Raw genomic sequence first — 25146 nt, forward strand, 5'->3', positions numbered from 1 at the left:
GAGCGCCTTCCAGACGACGCTGTGGCTGGCGCTGGTCGTGTGCGCGGGCTGGGCGTTTTGGCGAGGCCCGGCGAACGCTCGGATCGCTGCGGGAATCGTGGTCGCCGCCAGTCTGGCGACCCTGTTGGCCAACCGGCGCGAGGCCCATCTCGACGTCCAGTGGGCGATCTTCTGGATCGACGGCGCGGCGCTGGCGGGTTTCGCCGTCCTATGGTCGCGGGCGCGACGGAGCCGCTGGCTGCTGTTCCTGACGGCCATCCAGCTCTTGGCGGTCTGCGAACACCTGGCCATGGTGTTGGACGCCGAGATGGATCCCCGGGCCTATGTGGGCTCCCTATACGTGCTGTTCGCCGGGATGCTGGCCTGCCTGGTCTGGGGCGCGCGGGGTTCGCGCCATGAGCCTGTCGCCTGAGGCGTTTAGCGCCGCATATGCCCGCTGGTCCGCGCTGAACGAAATGGCCGAAGTTGAATGGACCGATGAGACCCACGCCGACTGGGCCGCCGCCGATCAGGCGCTTTTGAACCATGTCCCGAGCTCGGTCGAGGAAGCGCAGATGGTGTTGCGAGTGCTCGAGCATTCGCTGACCGACAGCCATCGCTCCGACGGCCTGGATCGGGGCGCCGTGGGACGGCTTCACGCCGCACTTCCCGTGATCGCGGCCCAGGCGGCCTAGTCCGGAGGGGACGCCAGGTCGGGACAGGGGCGAAGTCGCATTACTGTGCGGCTTCCGTCACAAGTCGCTGGTACCAGCACAAAATGGGGCTGGTTTCGACACGACGCGCCGCTTGGTTGGGCCAGTGGGTCTTCCCCCACGAGGCTGAGCTGCGCGCCTGGTTGTCGCGCAAGACCCTCTCCGGCTTCGAGATCGACGACGTCGTCCAGGAGACCTACGCCATCTTGGCGGGAATGGAGAGCGTCGACCACATCCGCAATCCTCGCACCTATATGTTCGAAGTCGCCAAATCGGTCGTGCTGCGGGCGCTGCGCCGATCCCGGATCGTAACCTTCGACGCCCTGGCCGAAATGGCCGACGGAATGCAGCTGCCGGCTGAAGAGCCCAGCCCCGAACAGATCGTGGCCGATCGCCAGGAACTGGGCCGCGTCGCCGCCCTGATCGCCGCACTGCCGCCAAAATGCCGCGAGGCCTTCACCCTAAGAAAGGTGCACGGCCTGTCGCAGAAGGAAGTCGCCCGAAAGCTCGGGGTGTCCGAGAACACGATCGAAAAGCATGTCGGCAAGGCGCTGGCGATATTGACCCATAAGGTGGGGCATGGCGGAACGGAGCGGTTCGAGTCATCTAGCCAACGTGATAGCGCCAACGTCCCCTCTTCCCAACGATCCGCCGGAGAGCGCCGCGGACATTGATGCCGCAGCTGCCGCCTGGGCCGCACGGGTCGATCGCGGACCCTTGTCGGACGAGGCGCAGGTCGAGCTCGAGGCCTGGGCTTCCGCGGATCCGCGCCGCGCCGGGGCCTATGCGCGAGCGCTCGCGGCCAACGCCTATTTCGACCGGGCCGCCGCGCTCGGCCCGTCGTTCGAACCCTCGCGTCACCCCGCCGCGGTCCGCACGATCGACCGGCGCGGTCTGGTGGCCGGCGGCGGCGGACTGATCGCCGCCTCCATCGCCGGCGCTTTCGGCGTCCTCGCCTACCAGCGGCAGGGCCGGATCGTCACCCCCAAGGGGGACGTGCGCCGCGTCTCCCTGTCAGAGGGCTCGGCGGTGACGATGAACACGGACACGGCGCTGCGACCGGCCATCGGTCCCGAGCTGCGTCGCATCGATCTGTTGCGTGGCGAGGCCCTGTTCGACGTCGCCAAGGATCCGGCCCGACCCTTCGTGGTGTTCGCCCGCGGCGTTCAGGTCCGGGCCGTCGGCACGAGCTTCACCGTCCGCGTCTATGACGACGGCCGCGTGGACGTCGCCGTCCGCGAAGGAGTGGTGGAGGTGCGTCGTCCCGACGTCGCACCGGTGCGCCTCGGCGCCGAGACCCAGGCCGTCGTCCCCGCGCGGGGCAAGATCGAAAAGGCGGCGGCGCCCGCCGAGGCGCTCGATCGCGCCATGGCCTGGCGCGAAGGCCGCATCGATCTGGCCGGCATGACCCTGGCCGAGGCCGCCCGCGAGTTCGGCCGCTACTCCGACCGTCCGATCCTGGTCGAGGATCAGAGCGTCGCGGCCCTGAAGGTGACCGGAGTCTATTCCATCAGCGATCCCGAAGGCTTCGCCCGCGCCGCCGCGCTGAGCCTTGGCCTGGAGGCCGCCGACGGTCCGGACGGCATTCGGATCCAGCGCCAAAGACTGTCATAGAAGTTTCTTCCCCGGGCATGGCGGGAAATGCCCGCCCCGTCCTCTAGTCAATGTAACCGACGCGCTGTCGGACGAAATCGGGGCGTTTAAACTATGTCGTTCAAGTATATCTTGGGCTGCGGCGCCGCCGCGGCTGCGGTTGTGCTCGCCATGCCGGCGGCGGCCCAGGAGCGGTCTTTCAACATTCCGGCCCAGGATCTAGCCTCGGCGATCTCCGTCTTTGGTCGTCAATCCGGCCTGCAGATCGTCGCGCCCGCCGACCATATCGCGGGGCTGCGCAGCCAACCCGTGGTCGGCCGCATGGACGCCCGCACCGCCTTGCGACAGCTAATCGCCGGGGCCGGCCTCGAGACCGCCTCGGACAACGGCGACATCATCATCCTGAGGCGATCGACCGCCACGTTTCCCGCAGGGCCCCAGGCCGAAACCCAGGCCACGGCCCTAGACGAAATCATCGTCACCGCCCAGAAGCGCGACGAGCGCGCCCAGAACGTGCCGATCTCGCTGACGGCCTTCTCGGCCAACACCGTGGACCGGTTTCAGCTGGAGAGCCTGCGCGACGTCTCGCGGCTGACGCCCGGCCTGCTGGTCTCCGCCTTCAACCAATCGAGCCCGACGATCGCCGTCCGCGGGGCCACCAACACCTTCACCCAGATCGGCGCCAACAAGCCGGTGGCCGTCGTGGTCGACGACCTGTTCATCCCGCGCAATAGCGCCGCGACCTTCGAACTCTACGGCCTTAACTCCATCCAGGTGTTGAAGGGCCCGCAGGGCACCCTGTTCGGGCGCAACGTCACCGGCGGGGCCATCGTCCTCGACACCGGCCGGCCGGACCTCGGCGAGACGAGCGGTTCGATTCGGGCCGGGGCCGGCTCCTTCAGCCTGCGCCAGGTCGATGGCTTCGTCGATCTGCCGGTCGGCGACCTGGCCGCATTCCGCCTGGCCGGCTCGGTCAAGACCCGCGACGGATACGGCCGTGACCGCCTGACCGGCCGCGAACAGGACGACCTGGAAAGCAACAGCCTGCGCGGCCAGTTGCGCCTGGTCCCCAACGACACCTTCGAAGTCTTGCTGGGCGCCGACTACAGCGACGACCACAACGGCGGCCGCACGCTGTCGTCCAGCGGCGTCGGCAGCGACGGAGATCGCCGCACCTCCGAGCTCGACTTCGCCCAGGCCTTCGACCGCAACCAGTGGGGCGCCTCGGCGCGCGCCTTCTGGACCCTACCCGTCGGCCAGGTGACCTCGATCACGGGCTATCGCAGCTCGCAGTCTGGCGAAGACTATTCGGGCACCGGGACCAGCTATCGCTTCCTCACCGGGACCGCCAGCCAGACCGTCAACCGCGACGTCGACCAGGTCGGCCTGTTCTCCCAGGAGCTGCGCTACGCCAGCCCGAAATGGGGCTGGGGCGATTTCGTCGCCGGCGTCTACTATTCGAGCGAGGACGCCAACCGGCAGCTGACCGTCCGCAACCTGGCCGCCGTCACCGGCCGGGTCACCTCCAACGTCCTCACCGACCAGGCCGTGGACACGACCAGCTACGCCGTCTTCGCCGATGGAGTGCTGCACCTGCGCGACGACCTGGATCTGACCCTTGGCGCCCGCTACACCCACGACGAGAAGAGGGCCTCCCTGAACCGCGTCGATGCGATCGCCGCCCCCAACAGCTTCCGTGCCGTCGATCTGAAGGCCGACTGGGGCGAGGTCACCCCGCGCGCGGTCCTGACCTGGCGGCCGATGCAGGACGTCAGCCTCTATGGCAGCGTCACCCGCGGCTATACCGCGGGCGGCTTCAACACCGATGCCGCCACCCTCTCGGCCCTGACCACCCCGTTCGATCCGGAGACCGTCACCAACTACGAGCTCGGCGTGAAGTCGCAGTGGCTCGACAACCGCCTGCGGGTCAACGGCTCGATCTTCCAGATGGACTACAAGGACAAGCAGGAGCTGTTCTTCAACAACGTCACCCGGGTCCTGACGATCACCAACGCCGGCCAGGCGACGATCAAGGGCGCCGAACTGGAGGTGACCTATCAGCCGACCCGCTGGCTGGGCCTGTCGGCGACCTACGGCCTGCTCGACACCGTCTATGACGAGTTCATCATCCCCGGCGGCGCCGTCTACACCGGCAACAGCTTGGGTTCCTCGCCGCGCAACAAGGGCTCGCTGGCCGCTGACCTCGACCTGCCGCTGGGCAGCGCCGGCTATCTGATCGGCTCGGCGAGCTGGGCCTATACCGACGGCTACAACACCGGAGCCGCGGCCGACCCCAACCTGCAAATCAAGTCGTACGCCCTGACCAATCTGATGATCGGCTATGAGCCGGCCAACCGCGCCTGGCGGGCCACGGCCTGGATCAAGAACGCCGGCGACGTCGACTATGTGCTGACGCCCTCGACCCAGGGGGTGCTGGCCGAATATCTCGGCGAGCCGCGCACCTGGGGGATCACGGTCTCGGCCCGGTTCTGACCGTGGCCTGGTCGCGCCGAAGCTTCCTGCTGGCGGCCGGCGCCGCCGCCAGTCTCCCAGTCCGAGCGAACGGCCGGGCCGAGGAGCTCCTCGCGGACGTCGTCGGCCACACCCTGAAGCCCCGGCCGGCCGGCGGCCTCGACATCCACCACATCGCGACGGGCCGGGGCGACTCGACCCTGATCAGCGGGCCGGACGGCTCCAGCCTGATGATCGATGCGGGCGCCTCCTACACCGCGTCGCCGCCGGCGCTGGCGCTGCGGCCGAGCACGGACCGGCGGCCCGGCGAGTGGATTGGCCGCTACGCCCGGCGGCGGCTGAACGAGGTCGGATCCTCCGAGCTGGACGTGTTCCTGGTCACCCACCAGCACCCTGACCACCTCGGCGATGTCGGGCCAGAGACGCCGCAGGCGCCTGGGGGCGCTTATCGACTGACCGGCGTGACCGACGTCGACGCCATCGTCCCGATCCGCCGCCTGATCGACCGGGGCTATCCCGACTATGCGGCGCCCGTCCATTCGACGGCGCCGTTCCAGGCCAACTACGAGGCCTTCGTTCGCGCCCGCCACGCGGCTGGCCGGGCGGACGAACGGTTCCGGGCCGGCGCGCTGAACCAACTGCGGCGGGACGGCGCGGCGGCGTTCGCGGATTTCTCGATCCGCAATCTCGCGGTCAACGGCGAGGTCTGGACCGGCCAGGGCGAGACGGCCCGAGCGACCTTCCCCTCGATCGCGGGGCTCGTCGCTCAGGATGTTCCGGAGGAGAATGTCTGGTCGGCCGCCTTTCGCCTGTCCTACGGCGACTTCGACTATTTCGCAGCCGGCGACCTGACCTCGAGCACCTTCGACGGCGCCCTGCCCTGGCGCGACGTTGAGACCGCGGCCGCGCGGGCCTCGGGTCCGGTCGAAGTGGCGGTCACTCCTCACCACGGCATGTTCGACGCCACAGGCGCGGACATGGCCCGCGCCCTCGCGCCCCGGACCTGGATCGTTCCGGCCTGGCACGCGGTCCATCCCAGCCTCTCGACCCTGGACCGTCTATTCAATCCTCGCCTCTATCCGGGGCCGCGCGATGTCTTCGCCACTGGCCTGGACCCCGCCACGGCGGCGGCCAGCCCCTGGTTGATGGATCGCCTCGCCAGCCGCGCCGGCCACGTGGTCGTGCGCGTCGCGCCCGGCGGACAGTCCTACCGCGTCGTGGTCACCGACAACGCCGACGAGGGCGATCGGGTGACAGCGATCTTCGGCCCCTTCGTGTCGGCGCACAGCAGTTGGGACGCCGCTCGCCCTCGTCAGCCACAACCGGCGGCGGCCTCCCACTGAACTCCTCACTTTCGATTTTCTAGGAGCGCTTTCGAATGAGCTTTCTCAGCTTTTCGCCGACGCCTTCTCGGGCGCCAACCTCGCGAACGCGACCAATGAGACCAAGGAGGCCCTCGGCCTCGTGATGGACCTGGCCCGCTCCAAGGCCGGTCCGAGGTGGCGGTGACACGTGAAACGCCGTGGCCAATAAGCCGAGGGAAGAATGTGCCCGCCGCCTCGGAGCCTCGCACTCGAAGCGAATGGCCGCTTCATGGTCCAGGTCCCAAGGGTCAACCGAATGCAAGGTTGCGGTGCGATCTTCGCGCCCGACAGCGAACTCCCCTCGGATCAAGATCCAAACGCGCCGACGGTGTCATCGTTATCGCCCTAGACGGCCTTCTTTAATCCTGACCGCCTCGGACGCCCGAGCCGGGGTGCTCGGTTTTTTCGCGTGGCCTTGATTTGTCCCCAGCGCTTCGCGAGCGTCTCAAGCTCGCAGAACACTTCTCGATCTCGGAGGCGTGCTCGCCGAAGGCGTATGTAAACTGAGAACCTCCTGTACGCGCTCAGTACAGCGCCGACGCTGAACTGATACGCGAGTTCGTCGTTGATCGCGCCTACATTCACGGCGGCAGAGAGACGTTCGAAATATGTGAGGACGCGATTAATTGCGCGCTCACCCTCCTTATCTCCGAGCAACCGCTGAGCGTCGACCTCAGTCAGAGGGGTCGACCGATCATTTGAGATATTCAGCCTGTGAAGGTGGATATCTAGCTTATCGAGAATTTCCTCCGCGCGCGGCTCATCGACGAAGTTCTTGATGGAATTGATCTTGTTCCACTGTCTGCTGAGGTCGAGCGCGCGCCAAGAGGTGACGAGAGCAATGGCAGAGATCACCAAGCTCATAGCCGGGATCATTTCAGGCAGAGTCATCGCTTGCTCCGACCGTCGGATAGCCGATGTAGACGTCTGGTTCACGCAGAAGCAAGTGATGGCAGACCCGTTCTGCAGTGCTGTCCGAAGCTGGCCTCCGAGATTCACACTGCAACTCGCCACCTGAATGGCCGTACATGGCCGGCGACCTGCCGCGGTTCTTAGAGGTTGACTTAGAATTCCCCACACAAGGCCTTCTCCAGGCCCCCGGCCTCGCCGAGTACATCTCGAGAGCCTGGAAGCCGAACAGCAGAAGCTCGACGACGAGAACTACAATGCGGTCCTGGCCAGGGTCCGGATCGCCGTGCTCGACCGGGCGCATCCGCCAGGCCGCTCAGGACATTGCCAAACGACACGATTGGAAGAGCCGATCTCGACTATGGCGCCGCGTCCCATGAAGCGACCCTCGTCCGAGAGGTCGCAGCCAAAGGGTCAGCACCGCGATCGGAGAGCCTCTCAGAATCCGTGGAATGGGGGCCTGAACTCACCCATGACGTTCGGCGGCGTCCATCGGCCGCCGCCGAACAGAACCTTGGATAGGCTCCGGCAAGTCTCGGGGGCGGATGCTCTGCAGCGCCGACGCCTGATCTCAGGACTGGCTCGGGGTTTCGGCGTCGCGTATCCGTGCCGGCAGGTTGACCGTGACCGTGAGGCCTCCGTTAGGGCGGTTCCGCAGGGTGACCTTGCCTCCATGACTTTCAACGACCGCCCGAACCAGGGCGAGCCCCAGTCCGATTCCGCCGGTTTCAGCGCATCGGGACTGCTCCAGGCGCACGAAGGGCTGGAACACCTTTTCCAGTTGATGCTCGGGCATTCCGGGCCCCCTGTCCTCGACCGTCAGCTGCGCCGTTTCGCCCTGCCTCGTCAGGCCGATGTAGACATCGCTATTGGCGCCGAACTTGACGGCGTTGGCCAACAGGTTGTCGAGCATGCGCGACAGATCCAAAGAGGATCCCAGGACGATCACGCCTAGGTCCAGACCCGTTGTGACGATCGTGGCCCCGCCTTGGCGATCGATCGCTTCGCGGACCAATTGGCCCAGATCGACCCGCTCCTGTCTCGGGGACCGTCCTGATGATGCGTACAGCAGGAGCTGCTCGATCATCGCCTGCATCCGTCGGATTTCTGGTCCCATCACCTTCCTGAGCGCCGAGGGCGCGGCCTCCAAACGCAGCTTGAGGCTGGTCAGCGGGGTCCGGAGGTCGTGCGCGATCGCGAACAACATCTGGGTCCGCTGCTCGACATGGTTCTGCAAGCGCAGTTGCATGCCGTGGAGGGCGGTCGCCGCCTGCCGTATTTCGCTGGGGCCGCCGATCGGCAAAGCCGCGTCGCGCGATCCGGAATCGAACGCCGCGGCCGCCACCGCCAAGTCCCTCAGCGGGCGGGTGAAGATCCGGGCCAGCAACAGCGTCGGCAGGGCGAGCACCGCCGCTGCGGCCAGGAACGCCAGCGCCAGGTGCCAATGCCAAAGGGACACCAACGGCCGGTGCGGGCTGGCCGAGACCCAAGCCGCGCCGTCGCCTACCGCGGCGCGGAACGGGGGGAAGGTGATGTCCTCGGTCGCCACGATCTCGGCGACCGTCGGCGGCTGGCGACCGGCGCGGACGGCGCCGGGCGGGAGGTTCAGGATCGTCAGACTGGTAGCGGCCGGCTCGCTCGTCCCATCGACCATCTCGACGCGGACTCTCTCCGCAGGGACGCCGAGGGCGTGAGCCAGACCTTCCGCGATCAAGGAGACCGGCTGACTTCTGTCCGGAGCCGCGGGAAAGGGCGCCGCCTCGTGATGCGCCACGATGAGATCGGAGCGCCGCCCGGGGGACATGACCGCCTCGGCCACGTCGCGAACCCGCATCACCGGCTGCGGCGGCGGGGGCATGACCAAGGTGACGAGCAGCCCGGTGGCCAGGGTGGTGACGATGCAGAGAAAGGCGAGGGCGAAGACCTGGCCCGTGATCGATCGCGGCGCGAAACGGGTCATGACGGGGGGTGGGCGGGCCGCAGTCGGTAGCCCTCGCCGCGAACCGTCTCGATGAGCGGGGTGCGATCCTGGTCTCCGAGCAACCGACGCAACCGGCTGACCGACAGGTCGATGGCGCGATCGAAAACCTCGGCGCTTCCGCCCCGGGTCAGCGTCATCAGCTGGTCCCGGGTGAGCAGGCGGCCGGGACGTTCCAGAAACACCTTGAGCAGGGCCGCCTGGGCCGACGTCAAGACGACCTCGGCGCCATTCGGACGCGTGAGCCGGCGCGTCTCGCCGTCGAAGCTCCAGCCGCTGAACGACCACTGGCGCGCGATCCTCGGTCCCTCTGAGGGCGCGACCTGGCGACGCAGGAGCGCGCGCACGCGGGCCAGCAGTTCGCGCGGCTCGAAAGGCTTGGCCAGGTAATCGGAAGCGCCGAGCTCAAGGCCAACGATGCGGTCCGCCGGGTCGCCCAGCGCGCTGAGCATCAGGATCGGCACGCCGCTGTCGCCGCGCCGGCGGCACACGGCGAGACCGTCTTCCCCCGGCATCATGACGTCCAGCACGATGAGATCGACACTTTCGGTCGCCAGCACCCGCTCCATCTCGACGGCGTCGGCCGCCAGAAGGGTCCTGACGCCAAACCCGTCCAGGTAGTCTCGGATCGCGGTTCGAATGCCGATGTCGTCATCCACGACCAGAATTTTGGAGCTGCTGCGGATCATCAGAACTTTGTCGCGCTCGACTGTATCCCAATTGTGTCGCGCCGCGGACTGGCGACCAGGACGCGACAACCTGCGGATACATCGCGATGGCAGTTTGGTCCTGCCGAAATCTCTCGGCTTTGGAGGAGATCACCATGAGAACGCTTCGCGCCCTCGTCGCCGCGGCCGCCCTGGCCGGCGCCTTCGTCAGCTTCGCCGCCCCGGCGACCGCTGAAATCAAGAACGGCGAGGTCGTTCGGATCATCGTCTATCCGGACGGCACCACGGTCTACTAGGACGAAGGCGCGTCGGCCGCGCCACCCTCCCCTTTTCGTTTTCGGACTATCGGCATGCTCGTTCCCCTGTTCGCCTCCCTGGTTCTCGCCCTGAGCGACGCGCAGACGACGCACGCCAAACCCATATCCCCCGCCCCGGCCGCCCAGACCGCGGGGGCGCTCGAGGGTCGCTGGACCGGGACGATGAGCCTCGGCGACAACGAGCATCCGATCAATCTGTGGTTCGACGCCGGCGAGCGCAGCGGCCGATTCCAGATCATCGGCCTTACGACGGACCGCAATCCGATCGAGAACATCGTCCGCCGCGGTGACGTCGTCACCTTCACCCTGCCGTCCAACCCGGTCCATGAGTTCCGCGGCACCCTGCGCGGCCAGCGGCTGGCGGGAACCGTCCGGATCGGCGGCTCCAACAATCGCTTCTCGCTCCAGCGCGTCGGTTCATGAGCGCCGCCGTCGTTCCAGCGGCTCTGCACCTCCTGCTCTTCCCCCAGGCCGCTCCTCCGAGCGGAGGCGCGGAAGGTCCCCTGACAGGCGACGCCCTGCCGGTTCCGGTCGCGCTCGACAACGCCTTCTGGTTCCGCGCCGGCGTCGACTATCTGGCCGTCGAGGACCCGTCGCACGCCGAAGGAACCGCCCAAGCCGTGGCGCTCGCGCGCACCTGTTTCGACCGCAGATTCGGCGTCGCGCCGCTGGCCGGCGCCGTCATGGCGACGGGGCTGGCCGGGCTGTTCGAAGAGCTTCCCCTCGAACGCCAGGGCTGGGTCCTTCCCTGGCGCTTCAACCGTTCGGAGCCCGAGACACCCGAGGCGCATGCATCGTCACTGCGCCATGAACTGGGGCACACCTTCCTGCTGAACACCCTGCTGCCGAACCTGCGCAAGGGTCAGTATGGCGGCGACGCGCCCGACTGGCTGGACGAGGCCGCCGGAGTGGCGATGGAATCGACGGCCTCGCGCGACGACCGACGCCGACGGTTCGGCGCCCTGGTGGCCGATGGCCGGCTGACGCCCTTCACCCGGTTCGTCGTCCAAGCCCATCCCGTCTTCGCGTCCCAACGACTGCAGACCGAGATCGCCCGGGCCAGGGCCGCAGCCTCCAACCAGGCCATCGTATTGGAGTTCACCCTCAGTGAACTGGGCGTCACCGGCTCCTCCCCCGACGATTTCTACGCACAGACGGGCGCGGTCATCGATTTCCTCGACACCCTGGGAGACGCCGGCCTTCTCGGGAGGATCTCGCGCGATATCGCCGACAGCGGCGAGGCCGCGGGCTGGCTCGAAAGGCTTGGCCCCGACGTCGGCTTGCCCCGCCCGGACGACTGGGACGAAGCCTTCGCAGCCTGGTCGACGCGGGCGCCCCCGACGGCCACAGCGGGCCGGGACTGCGATGGCGAACCGGAAACAGGTGAGGCATGACCCGATTCCAATCCCCGGACGCGGCGTTCACGGGCATGGACGAGCCGCTTGGGAACCGCGAGAAGCGTCTGCGTCTGTGGAAGCGGATCGCCATGTTCGGCGGCCCGATCGTGCTCGCGGGCCTGGGCCTGGCCGTGCTCTCGCTGCAGCGCGCCGGCGATCTCACCGTCTCGGCCGCGGACGTGCGGGTCGCCGGCGTAGAATCCCGTCAGTTGACGGAGGCGGCGGCCTTCGTCGGCCGCGTGGTGCCCCTCGACATCGTGCAACTCACCGCCCCCGAGGCCGGGCGCGTGACCCAGGTCCACGTCCGGTCCGGTGACTGGGTCGAGGCCGGGCGCCCGATCGTCACCCTGTCCAACCCCGAACGCGAGTTGGCGATCAGCGACCGGCTCGCCCGCATCCAGTCCGAGATGTTCGCCACGGCCTCCGCCCGCACCGGCCTGTCCGACGCGGAGAGCCAGGACCGGCGGGCCTATATCGAAGCCCTGCATTCCCGCGACGAGCTCGCCGAACGGCTGCGCCGCCAGGAAGTCCTGCTGTCGCAGGGCCTCGTCAACGAGGCCTATGTCACGCCGCTCAGGGACCAGCTCGCCTTCCGTGAGCGGATCGCCGCGGAGCTTCGCGCGACGATGGAGCGCAACCGTCCCGCCCGCGATTCCCAACGCGACAGCGCCGGAACCTATCTGGGCCAGTTGCGCGCCAACCAGGCCGCAACCCGCGACCAGCTCGACGGCTTCGTCGTCCGGGCCCCGCGGGCGGGTCGCATCCTGGGGCTGGACCGCCAGACCGGCGAGGCGATCGCCGTCGGCGACACCCTCGCCCAGGTGGATCCGCAGACGGGGTCGACGATCGTGGCCCAGCTCGACGCCTTCTACGCCGCGCGCGTGGCGCGCGGACAGGGCGGCTCCATCGAGATCGGCGGCCTCCCGAGGGCGCTCGAAGTGACCCACGTCTCTCCGGACGTTCGCGAAGGCGGCTTCCGCGTCGAGATGGCGTTGAGGGACCGCCAGGTTGCGCTCAACCCGGGCCAGAACATCCAGGGGCGGATCGACCTGTCGGCGTCCGGCACATTCCCTTCGATTCCGGTCGGCCCTTATCTCGAACAGACCTCCGGGGCGTGGATCTTCGTGGTGGATCCGGACGGCCGCACCGCGCGACGGCGCGCCATCACGACCGGCATCCGCACGCCCGACCGGGTGGCGGTGACCGCGGGCCTTCAACCGGGCGAACGGGTGATCGTCTCCAGCTACCGGGACTTCGGCGACGCAAGGGTGATCACCCTGGCGGGAGGCGCGCGATGACCGAGCTGATCCGCTTCGAGGGAGTCTCCAAGGCGTATGTCTCGACCGAGGTCCGGACCCACGCCCTGCGCGACATCGACTTTGCCGTGTCGGCCGGCGAGTTCGTATCGGTCTCCGGGCCGTCGGGGTGCGGAAAGTCGACCCTGATGAACCTGCTCGGCCTGCTCGACTTTCCCGACACGGGCGAGGTCTCGGCCTTCGGCCAACGCTTCACCCGTCACGAGGAGGGGGCGATGACCCGGCTGCGCCGCGGCAACATCGGCTTCATCTTCCAAGCCTTCAACCTGATCGAGGACCTGACCATCCAGGAAAACGTGGAGATGCCGCTCCACTATCTGAAGGTCGGGACCCAGGCCCGCAGACAGCGCGCCCGCGAACTCCTCGACCAGGTCGGCCTGTCGGGCCGACTGGCTCACCGGCCATCGCAATTGTCAGGCGGTCAGCAACAGCGTGTCGCCATCGCCCGCGCCCTCGCCGCCGAACCCCGACTGATCGTGGCCGACGAACCGACGGGCAACCTCGACAGCCGCAACAGCGAAGCCATCATGAATCTGCTGGAAGAGCTGACCCGCACGGGCGCCGCCCTGGTGGTGGTCACCCACGCCCCGGAACTCGCTGAACGCGCCCGACGTCGCGTGCGGATGCAGGACGGCCAGATCATCGGCGTCGACGGCCCGGCCGCATGACGCGACGCCCGTCCGGTCTGCGCCTCATAACGCTCCTGGCCCTGGCCGTGGCCTTCACCGCCTTCAGCCTCGTCGCCGCGGCCGTCCAGCACGAGCGCCGCTACAATGCTTCTTTCGATCCCGCCGCCCGGGTGTTTCAGACCTATACGGCCGTCGGTCGAGGGGGACAGGACCCGCTCCTGATGGCTAGCGGCCTGACCGACTTGGCGCCGGCGCTGCGCGCCGGCGGCGAGGGCCTGCAGGTCGCCCGCATCGCGCGCGACACCGATCCCCGCGCACTCGAGACCGAGAGCGAGCGCTACTGGATCAGCGTCACCGAGGCCGATCCCCAGTTGCTGGACGTCGTCGATTTCGGACGCGCGGCCGCGGCGCTCCGCGCCGGCCTAGGACGGCCGGACGGGATCGTGCTCACCCGAGACCTCGCCGGCGAGATTTTCGGCGCAGCCGATCCGGTCGGGCGCACGGTGCGGCTCGGCGCGCACGGCTACACGGTCTCCGGCGTGATCGACCGACTGGACCCGAATTCAAGCTTCCAGAACGATCGCGCCTTCATCTCCAGCCAGGGCCCTGCGAGCTCCCTGCGTCAGACCGACGACGCCCGCGCGAGCCTGACCTTCGCCATCGGCGGGGCGACGACCTTCGTGCGGCTGGACGACCCGAGCCCGGACTCGGTCGGACGGGTGGAGGCTGTGGCGGATCGGCACGGGTCGGCCGCGCTCGGCCGCTATCTCGCCGCCAACCCCGCAGCATCGGGCGCCGGGCTGACCCTGGCGCACCACCTGGTCCCTGTTCGCGACCTGGAGCAGGCGGTGGCTCTCGGCGCGCGGTCTGACGGAGCCCGGTTCGACCGTGGAACGCTCGCCCTCCTCTCCGTCGTCGCCGTGATCATTGTCCTGGTGGCGAGCCTCAACGCCGCCAGCCTCAATGTTTCCCAGACCCTGGCCCGAGCGCCCGCCATCGCCGTGCGGCGGGCCTTCGGGGCCGGTCGCGCCGGCGTCGCCCTCGAGGTCATCGGCCAGGCGGTGTTGTCCGGGCTGGGGGCGGCCGTCCTGGGCATGGCGACGGCCTTTCTGCTTTCGGGCGCTTTCGGCGCCCTGATCGATCGCCCGCTCCCGCGCTGGCCCGATCCGGCCACCCTGGCGACCATCCTCGCCGCCGCCGTTCTCTCTGGAGGTCTCGCCGGCGCCTATGCGGCGTGGATCACCGGCCGGATGCGCCCGCGAGAGGTTCTCTCGGCGCGGGACGTCCGCCTGCCCGGAATGGGCTGGATCCGTCCGATGCTCGTGACCCTGCAGATCGGCGGCGGCGCGGCCACCCTGGTCTTCGCCGTGGCCGTGTCGATCCAACTCGACCACCTCGCCGGCCGCAGCCTGGGCTTCGAGCCGGGCGGGGTGATCGCCTACCGTTTGCCCGAGAGTCTGGCGGCCGACGATCCCCGCGGTCCGACGCTCCTTGCCGCAGCCCGCGTCACGGCCGGCGACGACGTCGCCCTGGCCGTGGCTCTCCCCACCGAAGGCGGCCTCTCGCGCCAGACGGTCGCACGCGAGGGCCAGACGGCGGAGATCGCCGCGGCGGGCTGGCGGCCGGGCTATCTGGAAACCCTCGGCGCCACCCTTCTCGCCGGGGCCGCGCCTCGCAGCCTCGAAAGCGAACAGGATTCGGTCGAGGCCTCGACCCAGGCCGCCGTGATCAGCGCGACGGCGGCGCGGCGACTCGGCTTCGGTTCGCCGTCCGAGGCGATCGGCGCGGTTCTGACCACGGAACGGGCCGGCACGGCCTGGCGGGTCTCCGGCGTTATCGCCGACATGCCCCTGGGCCAGCTGCGCAACGGCGACGCCGCCACGGCCCTGGTGCAGAACGGCGCTCCGACCGGGTTCCTCATCGCCCGCGCAGCCGACGGTTCGGAGGCGCGCCTGGACGAGGCCGTCGCCGACGTTTTCCCCGGCGAGCCGATCGACCGGGTGGCCCTGCAGGATCAGGTCGACATCGCCTTCGCCGACCTCATCCGGCTGCGCGGCCTGATTCTGGCCTTCGCGGCCGTCCTGACCGCGACGGCGGCCATCGGCGTCTTGGCCATGACGCTCGATCGCGCCCGCCAGATGCGCAAGGAGGCGGCGGTGCGGCGCGCCTTCGGCGCGGAGGCGACGGCGATCGCGGGCCTGCTGGCGCGCCGCATCATCACGCCGGTCGCGATCGGCTTCGCGCTCGGCGGTTCGGCCGGTGTCCTGGGCGCTCGGGCTTGGCTGAGCGCCTATTCCGATCGGGCGCCCTTCCTCGCGCCCTCCATCCTCATTGCCTTCGCCGTGCTCCTCGCTGCCACGGCCCTGGCCGCCGCGTTCGAGATTTGGCGCCTGTCCGTGGCGCGGCCGGTCGAAGCGTTGCGGGAAGACTGAACCGCGCACGGGCCGTCGTCCCGCGCATCCTCGGTAGGCGGAGTCGGCGCAGAAACCCGGCCTTTCAATTCCCAATCGCGATTGTCTATTTACTTACCGACAGCCGCTCCTGAACGCGTAATGTCACGCCTGTCCGGGCGCCGCGATCGGAACGAGGTCGAAGTTACCAGCAGGCCCGAGATGGCGGCATGGGCGTGGACGCGGCGTTTCGCGCTATGGAACGCTGGGAGCGAGATCGAATTTGAATTGCCGTCCGCAATCGTGGCGGTCATCAGCGGAATCGGGTCGCTCGTCGGAACGGATCGTCCCGGGGGCGGACAAGGTCGGGAGGGGCGGGTGAATAAAGTGGTCGAGCCGCATCGCGTTGATGCGCATGTCGGCGTGCGGGTGCGCGCCCTGCGCGTCCGAGCCCGGCTCAGCCAGCCGGTCCTGGCGCGGGCGGTTGGGATTTCTTACCAGCAGCTGCAGAAATACGAGATGGGCCAGAACCGGATCGCCGCCTCGACCCTCTGGGATCTTGCGGAGGTGATCGGGTGCGATGTCAGCGACTTCTTCGAGGGGTTGACCAAGGACCGCGCGCTCGTGGGCCTCGCCGCGCCGGAGGGAGACGATCTGGCCGCGGTTCTCGAAACCCCCGCTGGCGTCACGATGGTGCGCGCCTTTCCCCAGATCCCCCAGCCGGTCCAGCGGGAGATGGCGGCCTTGGCCAAGGCGATGGCGCCGGCCACGCCTGGAGGGCGCGGCCGCTCCGATCCGCGCGCCTAGGGCGGCGGCCCTGGAAACGGGGCGGCGGGTTTCAGTCCTCCAGCGCGCGATCCGCCGTCGCCTGGCCGGCCATGGCCCGCACCAGTTTGGCGACGTGAGACCGCAAGGGTCGCGTCAGTTTAGGCAGATGCAACGCCAGATCGCGACCCTCGGGCTCGGCCAGGAAGGCGACCATGTCGCGTTGTGCGGTCAAGAGCGCCTGGTCCGACACGCCGCCGGTCGGATCCGGCAGTCCCTCGAAGAACCGGTTGATATCGACTTTCAGCGTCGACGCCGCGAGGTAGAGTTTGGAGGCGGCGATCCGGTTCTCGCCGCGCTCATATTTCTGCAGCTGTTGGAAAGTCACTCCGAGCGGCCCTGCGAGGTCCGGCTGGCTCATTCCGCACAACATGCGCACGGTCTTGATCTGACGACCCACGTGTGCGTCGATGACGTCGCACTTGTCCAACGCGGCGTCCGCCGTGGCGGCGTCCGGGTCGAACGCGATCGTGGGGCGCCCGCCTCCGCCTTCGGTCATGTCGCAGCCTCCTAGAGGCTTGGGCGAAAGTGTCTACCAACTCATGGTAGCCACGAAGATTCCATAGCCTCAATACGCGATCCACGTCCCCAAGATGGGGACGCCACCCCCAACCGTTATCAATCGCCCGCAGAATTGCAAATTAGTGGGTCGCTTGATGCAAAGACGCTGGGTGGTCTCGCCCGACTACCGAACAGCGATCGAGGCGATCCAGCAGGCCCGCGTGGGTCAGGACCTGTCCCAACAGGCCCTGGCGACGCGGCTGAAAAAGCCCCGGTCCTTCATCAACAAGATCGAGAACCTCGAGCGACGGCTCGATATCCTCGAGTTCATCGCCATCGCCAAGGCGCTCGGCCTGGACCCGCGCGACCTGATCGATCGTGTGACTAAAGCGCTGCCCGACAGCTTCGACCTCTAGTCCATTCCGTCAGGCGAGCTTGTCGAGCACGGCCTGACAACGCAGTCGCAAGGCGTTTTCCGGCGGACTTTCCGACAACCAGACCGCCAGGGCCTCGATCTCGCGCCGGGCCTCCGGCGTCCAACCGGTCGCCGCGGCCAGGGTGGAGGCGATCCGTCGGCCGTGCCGCCGAGGATCCGGGGCGCCGGAAAACCCCCTCAGCATCCGCCTGCAGTCGGCGACGGCTTCTGTTCGACTGGCGGACATCGGCGCTCCCGAATCGTCATCCCGTGAGAATGGCGGGAGTATGCCGACCTCGCCCGGTCGGCGCGATCCCGCCTTGGCGGCGGCGTGTGCTGACGACCCCCTTTCCGGCCTCCGTCCGATTGGGAGTGTCATATCCGCCGCCTATATCGCTCGGCGACGCGCCAAGGGGCGGGGGCGTCCGGAGAGTAGCGATGCGCCCTGACGAGCTCACCCTCGACCAGATCCTCGCCGACCCCATCGTGCGGCTGTTGATGGCCCGGGACGGGGTCGCGGATCGCGATATCCGCGCCTTGGCCGCCGAGGTCGGCGCGCGGCTGGCGCAAAGGCGGCGGGCCGTCGCCCGGACCGGCTTTGGAGTGTCAGAACACTTACTCCTGGATAGACAGGCCGGATGAGATCACTTACTGCGACCCCAGCCCCTCGGAGGTCGCATGCTCATCGCCCAGATCTCCGACTTCCATGTGGTCCCCTACGGGACGTTGGCCTACGGGCGGGTCGACACGCGCAACATGCTCGCCCGAGCGGTCGTGGCGCTCAACCGGCTCCAGCCCCAGCCTGACCTCGTCGTGCTCAGCGGCGACCTGACGCAGTCGGGCGACCCGGCGGAGTACGACGTCCTGATGGCGATCCTGGCCAAGCTGAGGGCTCCGGTCGCGCCGGCCGCCGGCAACCACGACGACCGCGACGCCTTTCGGGCGGCCTTCCCCAGCGTCGTGGCGACCTCCGCCCCGTCCCCCTTCATCCAATACGTTCTTGGCTTTGAGTCCCTCCGGGTGATTGTGCTCGACACCGTCACGGCCGGGTCCGATGCGCCCGAGTTCTGCGACGCCAGGGCCGGCTGGTTCGCCGAGACCCTGGCGGCCTCGGCCACGCCGGCCCTGGTCGTCACCCACCATCCGCTGTTCATGACGGGGATCCCGTGGATGGACCCCGAGAGTCTGGCCTGGACCGACCCGATCCGCCGCGTCGTCGAGGCCTATCCAGGCCGAGTTACCGGTTTTGTCTGCGGCCATATCCATCGGGCGATCCACACCCAGGCGTTCGGCGTTCCGGCCTCGAGCTGCCCCTCGACGGCCCATCTCGTCGCGCTCGACTTCGGCGCCGCCTCGCCGCGCCTTTCCATGGAGGCCCCGGGCTTCCAGCTCCATGCTTGGAATGGCCTCGGCCTGACCACCTACACGGCCTCCCTGGAGCGGTTCGGCAGCGACTTTTCGCCCGGCGATCCTCGGCTCTAGTTCCCGGCGAAGGCACGTCCTGTCCTCAGTCGCCGCTGTTGCTCTGTTGGCGACCCATTGCCCATGGCGCGTTGAGGGCGCGCAGGGCGCGCTCCTGGGGCGAAACCTGCACCAAAAAGTGTCGTGGTTGAGTGTTAGAATACTTACTCTTCAGGGTCGTCTGGGGTACAGGTTGATGGAATCAACCGAGCAAAAAATCGGGGGAAACGATGATGGAAACGCTCAAGTTCGCCGCCGCGCGTCCGAGATCCGTCGGCCCCGACCCAGGGTGCGGAGTACAGAATGCGTGAGTCGTCTCAATCCGCCCAGCTGATCGCCGGCGCCGAGGCTGTTTTCCTCGACTGGGACGGCTGCCTCGCCGATAGCGACGGCCTCCTGCCCGGAGCGCGGGAGCTGCTGCTGGCCCTCGGCCGGCGCGCCTACATCCTTTCGAACAACTCCACGGACCTGCCTCAGGACCTGCAGCGCCGGCTCGGCGCGGCCCATGTCCAGATGGAGAAGGGCAATATCCTGCTGGCCGGCCATCAGACCTTGCTGCGCCAGGCGGTGATCTCCCAGGGCCGGCCCGTGCATCTGGTCGCCAATCCGACCATGACCGCCTTCGCCGCCAGCCTCGACATGCGTCTGAGTCACGGAGACGCCGACTGCGTCATCCTGTTGCGCGACACGAGCTTCACCTTCGACGCCCTTGCGGCCGCCGCCAACTCGGCGCGGCGCAGCGGCCATATCGTCGCGGCCAACCCCGACGGCGCCCATCCGGGCCCGAACGGTACGATTGCGCCGGAGACCGGAGCCCTCTTGGCGGCCGTCGTCGCCTGTCTGGCGGGAGCGCCCGTCGAGGTCGAGGTGGTCGGCAAGCCCCAGCCCACCCTGTTCCGCGCCGCCCTGTCGAGCGCCAAGGTCGAGCCCGGCCGGGCGGTGATGATCGGCGACAACCGCGACACCGACGGTGCGGGCGCTGCGTCCTGCGGCATCCCCTTCGTGCAGGTCGATCCCCGAGGCCCGACGACGATGGCGGTCCTCGCCACAGAGGTCGACCTCGCCCTTTCCCAATTCTCCAGAACGGCCGGACTGAGATGACCCTTTCGCTCACCCATGCGGAGGCGGCGATCAACGCCGCCCTCGGCCCCGCGGCCGACTTCGCCAATCGGATGGTCTTCGCCGCCGTCCCGATCGGCTCGGCGGAGCTGCCCCTGGTGGTGATCTGGCTCGTGGCGGTCTCTGTCGCCCTGACCCTGTGGTTCGGCTTCGTCAACCTGCGCGGCCTACGCCAGGCCGTGCGTCTGGTGAGGGGCGACTTCGCCGATCCCGCCGACCGGGGCGAGGTCAGCCAGTTCGCCGCCCTCAGCACGGCGCTGGCTGGCACCCTGGGCGTCGGCAGCGTCGCCGGCGTGGCCCTGGCCATCAGCATCGGCGGCGCCGGGGCGATGTTCTGGATGACCGTCACCGGCTTCATCGGCATGACGCTCAAATTCGCCGAATGCGCCCTGGCGGTGAAGCACCGGTCGATCGCAGCCGACGGCGTCGTCAACGGCGGGCCGATGCACTATCTGCCCATCGCCTTCGCCAAGATCCGCCTGCGTCCCGTCGGCCAAGCCTTCGCCGTGCTCTTCTGCGTCGCCACCATGTTGGCGGCCACCAGCGTCTTCCAGGTCAATCAGGCCTTCGTGCAGGTCCGCGCGGTCACCGGCATGGAAAGCCCGCTGCTGTTTGGCGTCCTGTTCGCGGCCGCGGTCGGCCTGGTGATCATCGGCGGGGTCAAGGGCATCGCCCGTCTTTGCACGCGCCTCGTCCCCGGCCTGGTGGTCGCCTATTTCGTCGCCACCGCCGTGGTGCTCGTGGCCAAGGCCCCCGCCCTGCCCGGCGTCCTGGCTGACGTCATGGCCGGCGCCTTCGGCCTGAAGGCCGCCGCTGGCGGCGCCCTCGGCGCCCTGGTCGTCGGGGTCCAGCGCGCGGTCTATGCGGGCGAATCCGGCCTCGGTTCGGCGGCGATCGCCCACGCGGCCGCGAAGACCGACGAACCCATCTCCGAAGGGCTCGTGGCCCTGCTGGAGCCCTTCATCACTGTGGTTGTGGTCTGCAATCTGACCGCCCTGGTGATCCTCGCCGTCGGCGCGCCGATCCCCACGGGCGCGGCCGGCGGCGTTGAAATCGCCTCGGCCGCCTTCGAGGCGGTGCTTCCGTGGTTCGCGCCGGTCCTGGCGGTGCTGGTGGCGCTCTTGGCCTACAAGACCGTGATCGGCTGGGCCTACTATGGCGAACGGGCCTTCGGCTGGCTCGCCGGCGAGGGGCCGCGCCGGCGCAACGCCTTCCGCCTGGTCTTCCTCCTCGCCGTGGCGGTCGCCCCGGTGCTCACGGTCGGCGAGGCCATCCGGTTCCTGGACGCCATGGTCTTCGCCATGGCCGTGCCCAACACCCTGGCCCTCGTCCTGTTCGCGCCCGAGCTGAAGCGCGACCTGAATTCCTACTTCGCCCGGCTCCGGTCCGGCGCGCTCGCCCCCGCATCCGCCGTCGAAGCGGGCCCGCCGCCGCTGGCCGCGCCAGTCGTGGAGCGCTGACCGCCGCCGTGAGGCGTCATGTCGCGCCGTGCTGGCGGCCGCAGCCGAGCTGTGTCAAAGGCCCCGCCCTTGGACGGAGACCGATCTCGGGACGATGTGACGATGGGCAAATACGACCGATTGAACGCACATCTCCGCCGCCAGAAAACGCCGACCTATGCGATGAGCCTGACCCACATTGAGGACGTGATCGGCGCCATGCTGCCCAAGGGCGCGGCGCGGCCCGAATGGTGGCTCGCCGGCGCCGACGCGGACACGGCGCCGGTGCAGTGCCAATCCTGGCTGCGCGCCGGCTTCACCGCCACTCTTGATAGCGATCGGGAACATGTTTGCTTCGTGAGAGCGCCCCGACCAACCGATGGCGCGACGTCGACCCCATCCGCCTGAGGCTGCAAAGGTCGCGGATGCTTCAGAACCTCGAAACCCTGGCCCGCGAGGCCAAGTCGTGGCCGTTCGAACAGCCGAAACGCGTCAGCGTCTCTGCTCAGGTAGTTTGATAGGACGCAGTTCCAGGATTTGGCCTCACTCGCTACAAGCCGGGAAGGCGGAACCATATAGGGGCACAGTCATGATCGATCACATGGGCTTCAGCCCCGCTGACCTGGAAGACGCTCGGCGGTTTTATGACGCTGCGCTCAAGCCGCTCGGCGTCGCCAACGTGATGGAAGTGACGCCCGAGCAGACCGGCGGCTATCACGGTATCGGATACGGCGCCGGTCGAAAGCCATTCTTCTGGCTATCCAGCGACAGCCGTCGCGACGTTCCAGAAGGCCCGCGAGGAACGGGCATCCATATCGCGTTCGAAGCCGAGAGCAGAGCGGCGGTGGACGCCTTCTACGCCGCAGCGATCGCGCACGGCGGCCGTGACAACGGCCCGCCCGGCATCAGGCCGCATTACCATCCGGCCTATTATGCTGCGTTTGTGATCGATCCCGACGGGGTCAATGTCGAGGCCGTGTGCCAAAGGCCGGAATGAGACATCGCGACGCTGAAGACGCGGCACACGCCGGTCGCCTCGCCAGCTCCTTCCGCAACGACGCGCGAGTCATGGCGACGCGCTGGGTCTCGTGCTCCCGGTTCAATCCTGGCGTCGCTCCGTTCATCGCAAGGGTCAAAGCGATGGGCATGCGGCCCCTCGCCACCCCAGATTGATTACGCTGGCGGCGGTGATCCTTGCTGGAGCGGAAGCCCCAGCGAGCGCTCGCGTCAGACGTGCAACAATTCCTTGACCAGAAACCGGGATTCCCCTAGGCTCAGGACCCATTGATGTGATGCGCTCGATCTGATTCAGCCTCTGCAAGGAGACTGGACATGAGCGACCTTTATTGGCTGACGGACGAGCAGATGGTGCGGCTGCGTCCGCACTTTCCCAAGAGCCACGGCAAGCCCAGGGTTGATGATCGCCGGGTGTTGAGCGGGATCATCTTCGTCAATCGCAACGGGCTACGCTGGCGTGATGCACCGCCGGTCTATGGCCCACACAAGACGCTTTACAATCGCTGGAAGCGGTGGAGTGATGCAGGCGTCTTCATACGGATGATGGAGGGCCTGTCTGGTGGCAAGGCCGAGCGCCGCACGATTATGATCGACGCGACCTATCTCAAAGCGCACCGCACGGCTTCGAGCCTGGGGGTAAAAAAGGGGGTCTCGGGCGGCTCATCGGTCGCACCAAGGGAGGCATGAACACCAAGCTGCACGCCGTGACTGACGCCACTGGACGTCCGATCAGCCTGTTCATGACAGCTGGCCAGGTCAGCGACTACATCGGTGCGGCGGCCCTGCTGGACAGCCTGCCCAAGGCGCAATGGTTGCTGGGCGACCGGGGCTATGACGCAGACTGGTTCAGGGAGGCCTTGCAGGCGAAGGGCATCACACCGTGCATTCCCGGCCGGAAATCCCGCACCGAACCCGTCAAATACGACAAGCGCCGGTACAAAAGCCGCAACCGCATCGAGATCATGTTCGGCAGGCTCAAAGACTGGCGGCGCGTCGCCACCCGCTACGATCGATGCCCGACCGTCTTCCTGTCCGCCGTCGCTCTCGCCGCTACCGTGCTGTTCTGGCTATGAGTCCTGAGCCTAAAAAGCGAGCGGGCGCGTCAGTGTCGTCGCCGTCACCTCGCAGCGTTCGCGCGGCTCGAGGCTAGTAAATCGCACATTAAGACTCTATAGCCCACGTCATTGACGTGCGCTTGCTGTTGTTCGCGAGTGCAGCATTATGAAATATAAAATATAAAATATAAAGATTTACCGCTCCGCTGTTCGGAGTCTTTGCTCTCGCCTTCGGGGCGAGGCTCGGCAAGCATCGCCCGATCTTCGTGGATAGCGAAATGTCGAGGCTTCCAGCTCCTGATGAGCCGGCCTGTACTCCCGGCGTGACCTACTGGGTCACTGGCCGTTCGGGATCCGGCAAGACCACCCTCGCCCAGGCGCTGACCACGCGCCTGACCGCCCGCGGCCGCCCCGTCATTCAACTGGACGGCGACCGGATGCGCGAAATCTTGGGACAGGGCTACAGCCATGAGGAAGTCGATCGCCGACAACTGGCGGCGATCTACGGCAAGCTCTGTCGCGAGATCAGCGGACAGGGCTCGGACGTGGTCTGCTCAACGGTGTCGATGTTCCACGCCGCCCACCAGTGGAACCGCGAGAACCTGCCTCGCTACGTCGAGATCTATCTGCGGGTGCCGATCCCCATCCTCGCCCAGCGCCACCCCAAGGGCCTCTACGCCCGCGGCCTGGCCGGCCACATCCGCAACGTCCCCGGCGTCGACCAGACCTTCGAGGAGCCGATCGATCCCGACGTGCTGATCGAGGACGACGGCTCCAAGACGGCCGCCGTCGTCGCCGAAGAACTCTTCCGACACCTGCACCTCGAAAGGGAGGCCGCGTGATGCGCCAAGGCGATTTCAGCCAGCTGGCCAAGGCCTATGTCCACCGGCCGGCCTACGCCGTCCCCGTCATCGACGCCCTGGCCGGCCAGACGGGCCACCAGGTGGCCGACATCGGCGCCGGGACGGGCAAACTGACCAAGATGCTGGCCGAACGCGGCGGCCTGTCCGGATTCGCCGTCGAGCCGACCGACGAGATGCGCCACGAGGGCGAGCAGCTCGGACTGCCCGGCTTCACCTGGGTGAAGGGGACGGCCGAGGCGACCGGCCTGGACGACAACGCCTTCGACTGGGTCACCATGGCCTCGGCCTTCCACTGGACCGACGCCCCGAAGGCGCTCGCCGAATTCCATCGCATCCTGCGCCCCGGCGGCCTGCTGACCCTGATGTGGAATCCGCGCGATGTGGAGCACGATCCGCTGCAGAGCGCCATCGAGGCCAAGATCCTCGAGATCTACCCGCAGCTGCAGCGCAAATCCTCCGGCGCCGCCGCCTACACCCAGGGCCTGGAGGACATCCTGATGTCGTCGGGCCTGTGGGGCGACCTGCTGTTCCTCGAGGCGCCGCACATCGAGACCATGAGCGTCGAGCGCCACATGGGCGCCTGGCGGTCGGTCAACGACGTCCCCGCCCAGGCCGGGCCCGAGAAGTGGGCCGAGATCCTCGCGGCCATCGAGGACCTGCTGAAGGGCCGCGACCAGATCGACGTCCGTTACCGAACCCGCGCCTGGTCCGTCCGGAAGGTGTGAG

The 25146-nt window shown here is 68.1% G+C and carries 28 protein-coding genes; 23 read left to right on the plus strand and 5 right to left on the minus strand.

Annotated features, from left to right (window positions below; translation table 11 throughout):
* Nucleotides 1-97 precede the first annotated feature (97 nt).
* From ACETK8_RS20485 to ACETK8_RS20510, 6 genes are all read left to right on the plus strand, one after another.
* Entirely contained in the window at nt 98-412 is a 315-nt protein-coding gene (locus tag ACETK8_RS20485) for a hypothetical protein (RefSeq protein WP_374039491.1), read from the plus strand.
* Complete coding sequence (locus tag ACETK8_RS20490; RefSeq protein WP_374039492.1) at nt 396-674, plus strand: hypothetical protein; 279 nt, start codon at nt 396-398, stop codon at nt 672-674. Before ACETK8_RS20485 ends, ACETK8_RS20490 begins: the two co-directional genes overlap by 17 nt.
* A 116-nt stretch (nt 675-790) precedes the next feature.
* Nucleotides 791-1366 carry an RNA polymerase sigma factor gene (locus ACETK8_RS20495; protein ID WP_374039493.1) on the plus strand — a complete coding sequence of 192 codons (576 nt, stop codon included), beginning with the start codon at nt 791-793 and terminating at the stop codon, nt 1364-1366.
* 43 nt (nt 1367-1409) lie between these two features.
* On the plus strand, nt 1410-2306 hold the full coding sequence (locus ACETK8_RS20500) for a FecR family protein (RefSeq protein WP_374039494.1): 897 nt from the start codon (nt 1410-1412) through the stop codon (nt 2304-2306).
* 93 nt (nt 2307-2399) lie between these two features.
* A complete protein-coding gene (locus ACETK8_RS20505) occupies nt 2400-4778 on the plus strand; it encodes a TonB-dependent receptor domain-containing protein (protein WP_374039495.1) in 2379 nt (792 codons plus the stop codon).
* A 2-nt stretch (nt 4779-4780) separates the two neighbouring features.
* Nucleotides 4781-6100, plus strand: a complete 1320-nt coding sequence (locus ACETK8_RS20510; RefSeq protein ID WP_374039496.1) for a ComEC/Rec2 family competence protein — start codon at nt 4781-4783, stop codon at nt 6098-6100.
* A 366-nt stretch (nt 6101-6466) separates the two neighbouring features.
* On the opposite strand, the gene ACETK8_RS20515 is transcribed toward ACETK8_RS20510, so the two are convergent.
* The 3 genes from ACETK8_RS20515 to ACETK8_RS20525 all read right to left on the minus strand — a co-directional run bounded on the left by ACETK8_RS20515 (nt 6467) and on the right by ACETK8_RS20525 (nt 9697).
* Entirely contained in the window at nt 6467-7012 is a 546-nt protein-coding gene (locus ACETK8_RS20515) for a DUF4760 domain-containing protein (protein ID WP_374039497.1), read from the minus strand.
* A gap of 589 nt (nt 7013-7601) precedes the next feature.
* Entirely contained in the window at nt 7602-8990 is a 1389-nt protein-coding gene (locus ACETK8_RS20520) for a sensor histidine kinase (RefSeq protein ID WP_374039498.1), read from the minus strand.
* Nucleotides 8987-9697 carry a response regulator gene (locus ACETK8_RS20525; protein ID WP_374039499.1) on the minus strand — a complete coding sequence of 237 codons (711 nt, stop codon included), beginning with the start codon at nt 9695-9697 and terminating at the stop codon, nt 8987-8989. Before ACETK8_RS20525 ends, ACETK8_RS20520 begins: the two co-directional genes overlap by 4 nt.
* A 134-nt stretch (nt 9698-9831) precedes the next feature.
* On the opposite strand from ACETK8_RS20525, the gene ACETK8_RS20530 reads away from it, so the two are divergent.
* The 7 genes from ACETK8_RS20530 to ACETK8_RS20560 all read left to right on the plus strand — a co-directional run bounded on the left by ACETK8_RS20530 (nt 9832) and on the right by ACETK8_RS20560 (nt 16532).
* Nucleotides 9832-9972, plus strand: a complete 141-nt coding sequence (locus ACETK8_RS20530; RefSeq protein ID WP_374039500.1) for a hypothetical protein — start codon at nt 9832-9834, stop codon at nt 9970-9972.
* A gap of 54 nt (nt 9973-10026) precedes the next feature.
* The gene (locus ACETK8_RS20535; protein WP_374039501.1) at nt 10027-10416 is read left to right on the plus strand and encodes a hypothetical protein; all 390 of its coding nucleotides are present in this window, start codon (nt 10027-10029) and stop codon (nt 10414-10416) included.
* Nucleotides 10413-11387, plus strand: coding sequence for a hypothetical protein (locus tag ACETK8_RS20540; protein ID WP_374039502.1), 975 nt, complete (start codon nt 10413-10415; stop codon nt 11385-11387). The genes ACETK8_RS20535 and ACETK8_RS20540 overlap by 4 nt, the downstream gene beginning before the upstream one ends.
* A complete protein-coding gene (locus ACETK8_RS20545) occupies nt 11384-12688 on the plus strand; it encodes an efflux RND transporter periplasmic adaptor subunit (RefSeq protein WP_374039503.1) in 1305 nt (434 codons plus the stop codon). The genes ACETK8_RS20540 and ACETK8_RS20545 overlap by 4 nt, the downstream gene beginning before the upstream one ends.
* Nucleotides 12685-13374 carry an ABC transporter ATP-binding protein gene (locus tag ACETK8_RS20550; RefSeq protein WP_374039504.1) on the plus strand — a complete coding sequence of 230 codons (690 nt, stop codon included), beginning with the start codon at nt 12685-12687 and terminating at the stop codon, nt 13372-13374. The genes ACETK8_RS20545 and ACETK8_RS20550 overlap by 4 nt, the downstream gene beginning before the upstream one ends.
* Entirely contained in the window at nt 13371-15767 is a 2397-nt protein-coding gene (locus tag ACETK8_RS20555) for an ABC transporter permease (protein ID WP_374039505.1), read from the plus strand. Before ACETK8_RS20550 ends, ACETK8_RS20555 begins: the two co-directional genes overlap by 4 nt.
* Before the next feature lie 120 nt (nt 15768-15887).
* A complete protein-coding gene (locus ACETK8_RS20560) occupies nt 15888-16532 on the plus strand; it encodes a helix-turn-helix domain-containing protein (RefSeq protein WP_374039506.1) in 645 nt (214 codons plus the stop codon).
* 31 nt (nt 16533-16563) lie between these two features.
* Here the strand turns inward: ACETK8_RS20560 and ACETK8_RS20565 are convergent, their stop codons facing one another.
* Nucleotides 16564-17049, minus strand: coding sequence for a helix-turn-helix domain-containing protein (locus ACETK8_RS20565; protein ID WP_374039507.1), 486 nt, complete (start codon nt 17047-17049; stop codon nt 16564-16566).
* Nucleotides 17050-17206: 157 nt separating this feature from the next.
* Here ACETK8_RS20565 and ACETK8_RS20570 point away from each other — a divergent pair, with 157 nt between their 5' ends.
* Nucleotides 17207-17467, plus strand: coding sequence for a helix-turn-helix domain-containing protein (locus ACETK8_RS20570; protein ID WP_374039508.1), 261 nt, complete (start codon nt 17207-17209; stop codon nt 17465-17467).
* A 9-nt stretch (nt 17468-17476) separates the two neighbouring features.
* Here ACETK8_RS20570 and ACETK8_RS20575 read toward each other — a convergent pair whose 3' ends face one another.
* Nucleotides 17477-17713, minus strand: coding sequence for a hypothetical protein (locus ACETK8_RS20575; protein WP_374039509.1), 237 nt, complete (start codon nt 17711-17713; stop codon nt 17477-17479).
* 191 nt (nt 17714-17904) lie between these two features.
* On the opposite strand from ACETK8_RS20575, the gene ACETK8_RS20580 reads away from it, so the two are divergent.
* From ACETK8_RS20580 to ACETK8_RS20620, 9 genes are all read left to right on the plus strand, one after another.
* Entirely contained in the window at nt 17905-18108 is a 204-nt protein-coding gene (locus ACETK8_RS20580) for a hypothetical protein (RefSeq protein WP_374039510.1), read from the plus strand.
* 36 nt (nt 18109-18144) lie between these two features.
* Nucleotides 18145-18948, plus strand: a complete 804-nt coding sequence (locus ACETK8_RS20585) for a phosphodiesterase (RefSeq protein WP_374039511.1) — start codon at nt 18145-18147, stop codon at nt 18946-18948.
* A 282-nt stretch (nt 18949-19230) separates the two neighbouring features.
* Nucleotides 19231-20028, plus strand: coding sequence for an HAD family hydrolase (locus ACETK8_RS20590; protein ID WP_374039512.1), 798 nt, complete (start codon nt 19231-19233; stop codon nt 20026-20028).
* Nucleotides 20025-21506 carry an alanine/glycine:cation symporter family protein gene (locus ACETK8_RS20595; RefSeq protein WP_374039513.1) on the plus strand — a complete coding sequence of 494 codons (1482 nt, stop codon included), beginning with the start codon at nt 20025-20027 and terminating at the stop codon, nt 21504-21506. The genes ACETK8_RS20590 and ACETK8_RS20595 overlap by 4 nt, the downstream gene beginning before the upstream one ends.
* 102 nt (nt 21507-21608) lie before the next feature.
* Nucleotides 21609-21893, plus strand: a complete 285-nt coding sequence (locus ACETK8_RS20600; RefSeq protein ID WP_374039514.1) for a hypothetical protein — start codon at nt 21609-21611, stop codon at nt 21891-21893.
* Nucleotides 21894-22074: 181 nt separating this feature from the next.
* Entirely contained in the window at nt 22075-22482 is a 408-nt protein-coding gene (locus ACETK8_RS20605) for a VOC family protein (RefSeq protein WP_374039515.1), read from the plus strand.
* A 335-nt stretch (nt 22483-22817) separates the two neighbouring features.
* A protein-coding gene (locus ACETK8_RS20610; protein WP_191554345.1) for an IS5 family transposase occupies nt 22818-23575 on the plus strand; the annotation gives its coding sequence in 2 pieces (ribosomal slippage) (nt 22818-23139 and nt 23139-23575; 759 coding nt in all).
* Between the two features lie 305 nt (nt 23576-23880).
* Nucleotides 23881-24399, plus strand: coding sequence for an adenylyl-sulfate kinase (locus tag ACETK8_RS20615; protein ID WP_374039516.1), 519 nt, complete (start codon nt 23881-23883; stop codon nt 24397-24399).
* Nucleotides 24399-25145: a class I SAM-dependent methyltransferase gene (locus ACETK8_RS20620; protein ID WP_374039517.1), complete on the plus strand. Its 747-nt coding sequence runs from the start codon at nt 24399-24401 to the stop codon at nt 25143-25145. The genes ACETK8_RS20615 and ACETK8_RS20620 overlap by 1 nt, the downstream gene beginning before the upstream one ends.
* The last annotated feature ends 1 nt before the right edge of the window (nt 25146 follow it).

It is taken from the genome of Brevundimonas staleyi (genome assembly GCF_041893865.1).
GTDB lineage: Bacteria > Pseudomonadota > Alphaproteobacteria > Caulobacterales > Caulobacteraceae > Brevundimonas > Brevundimonas staleyi.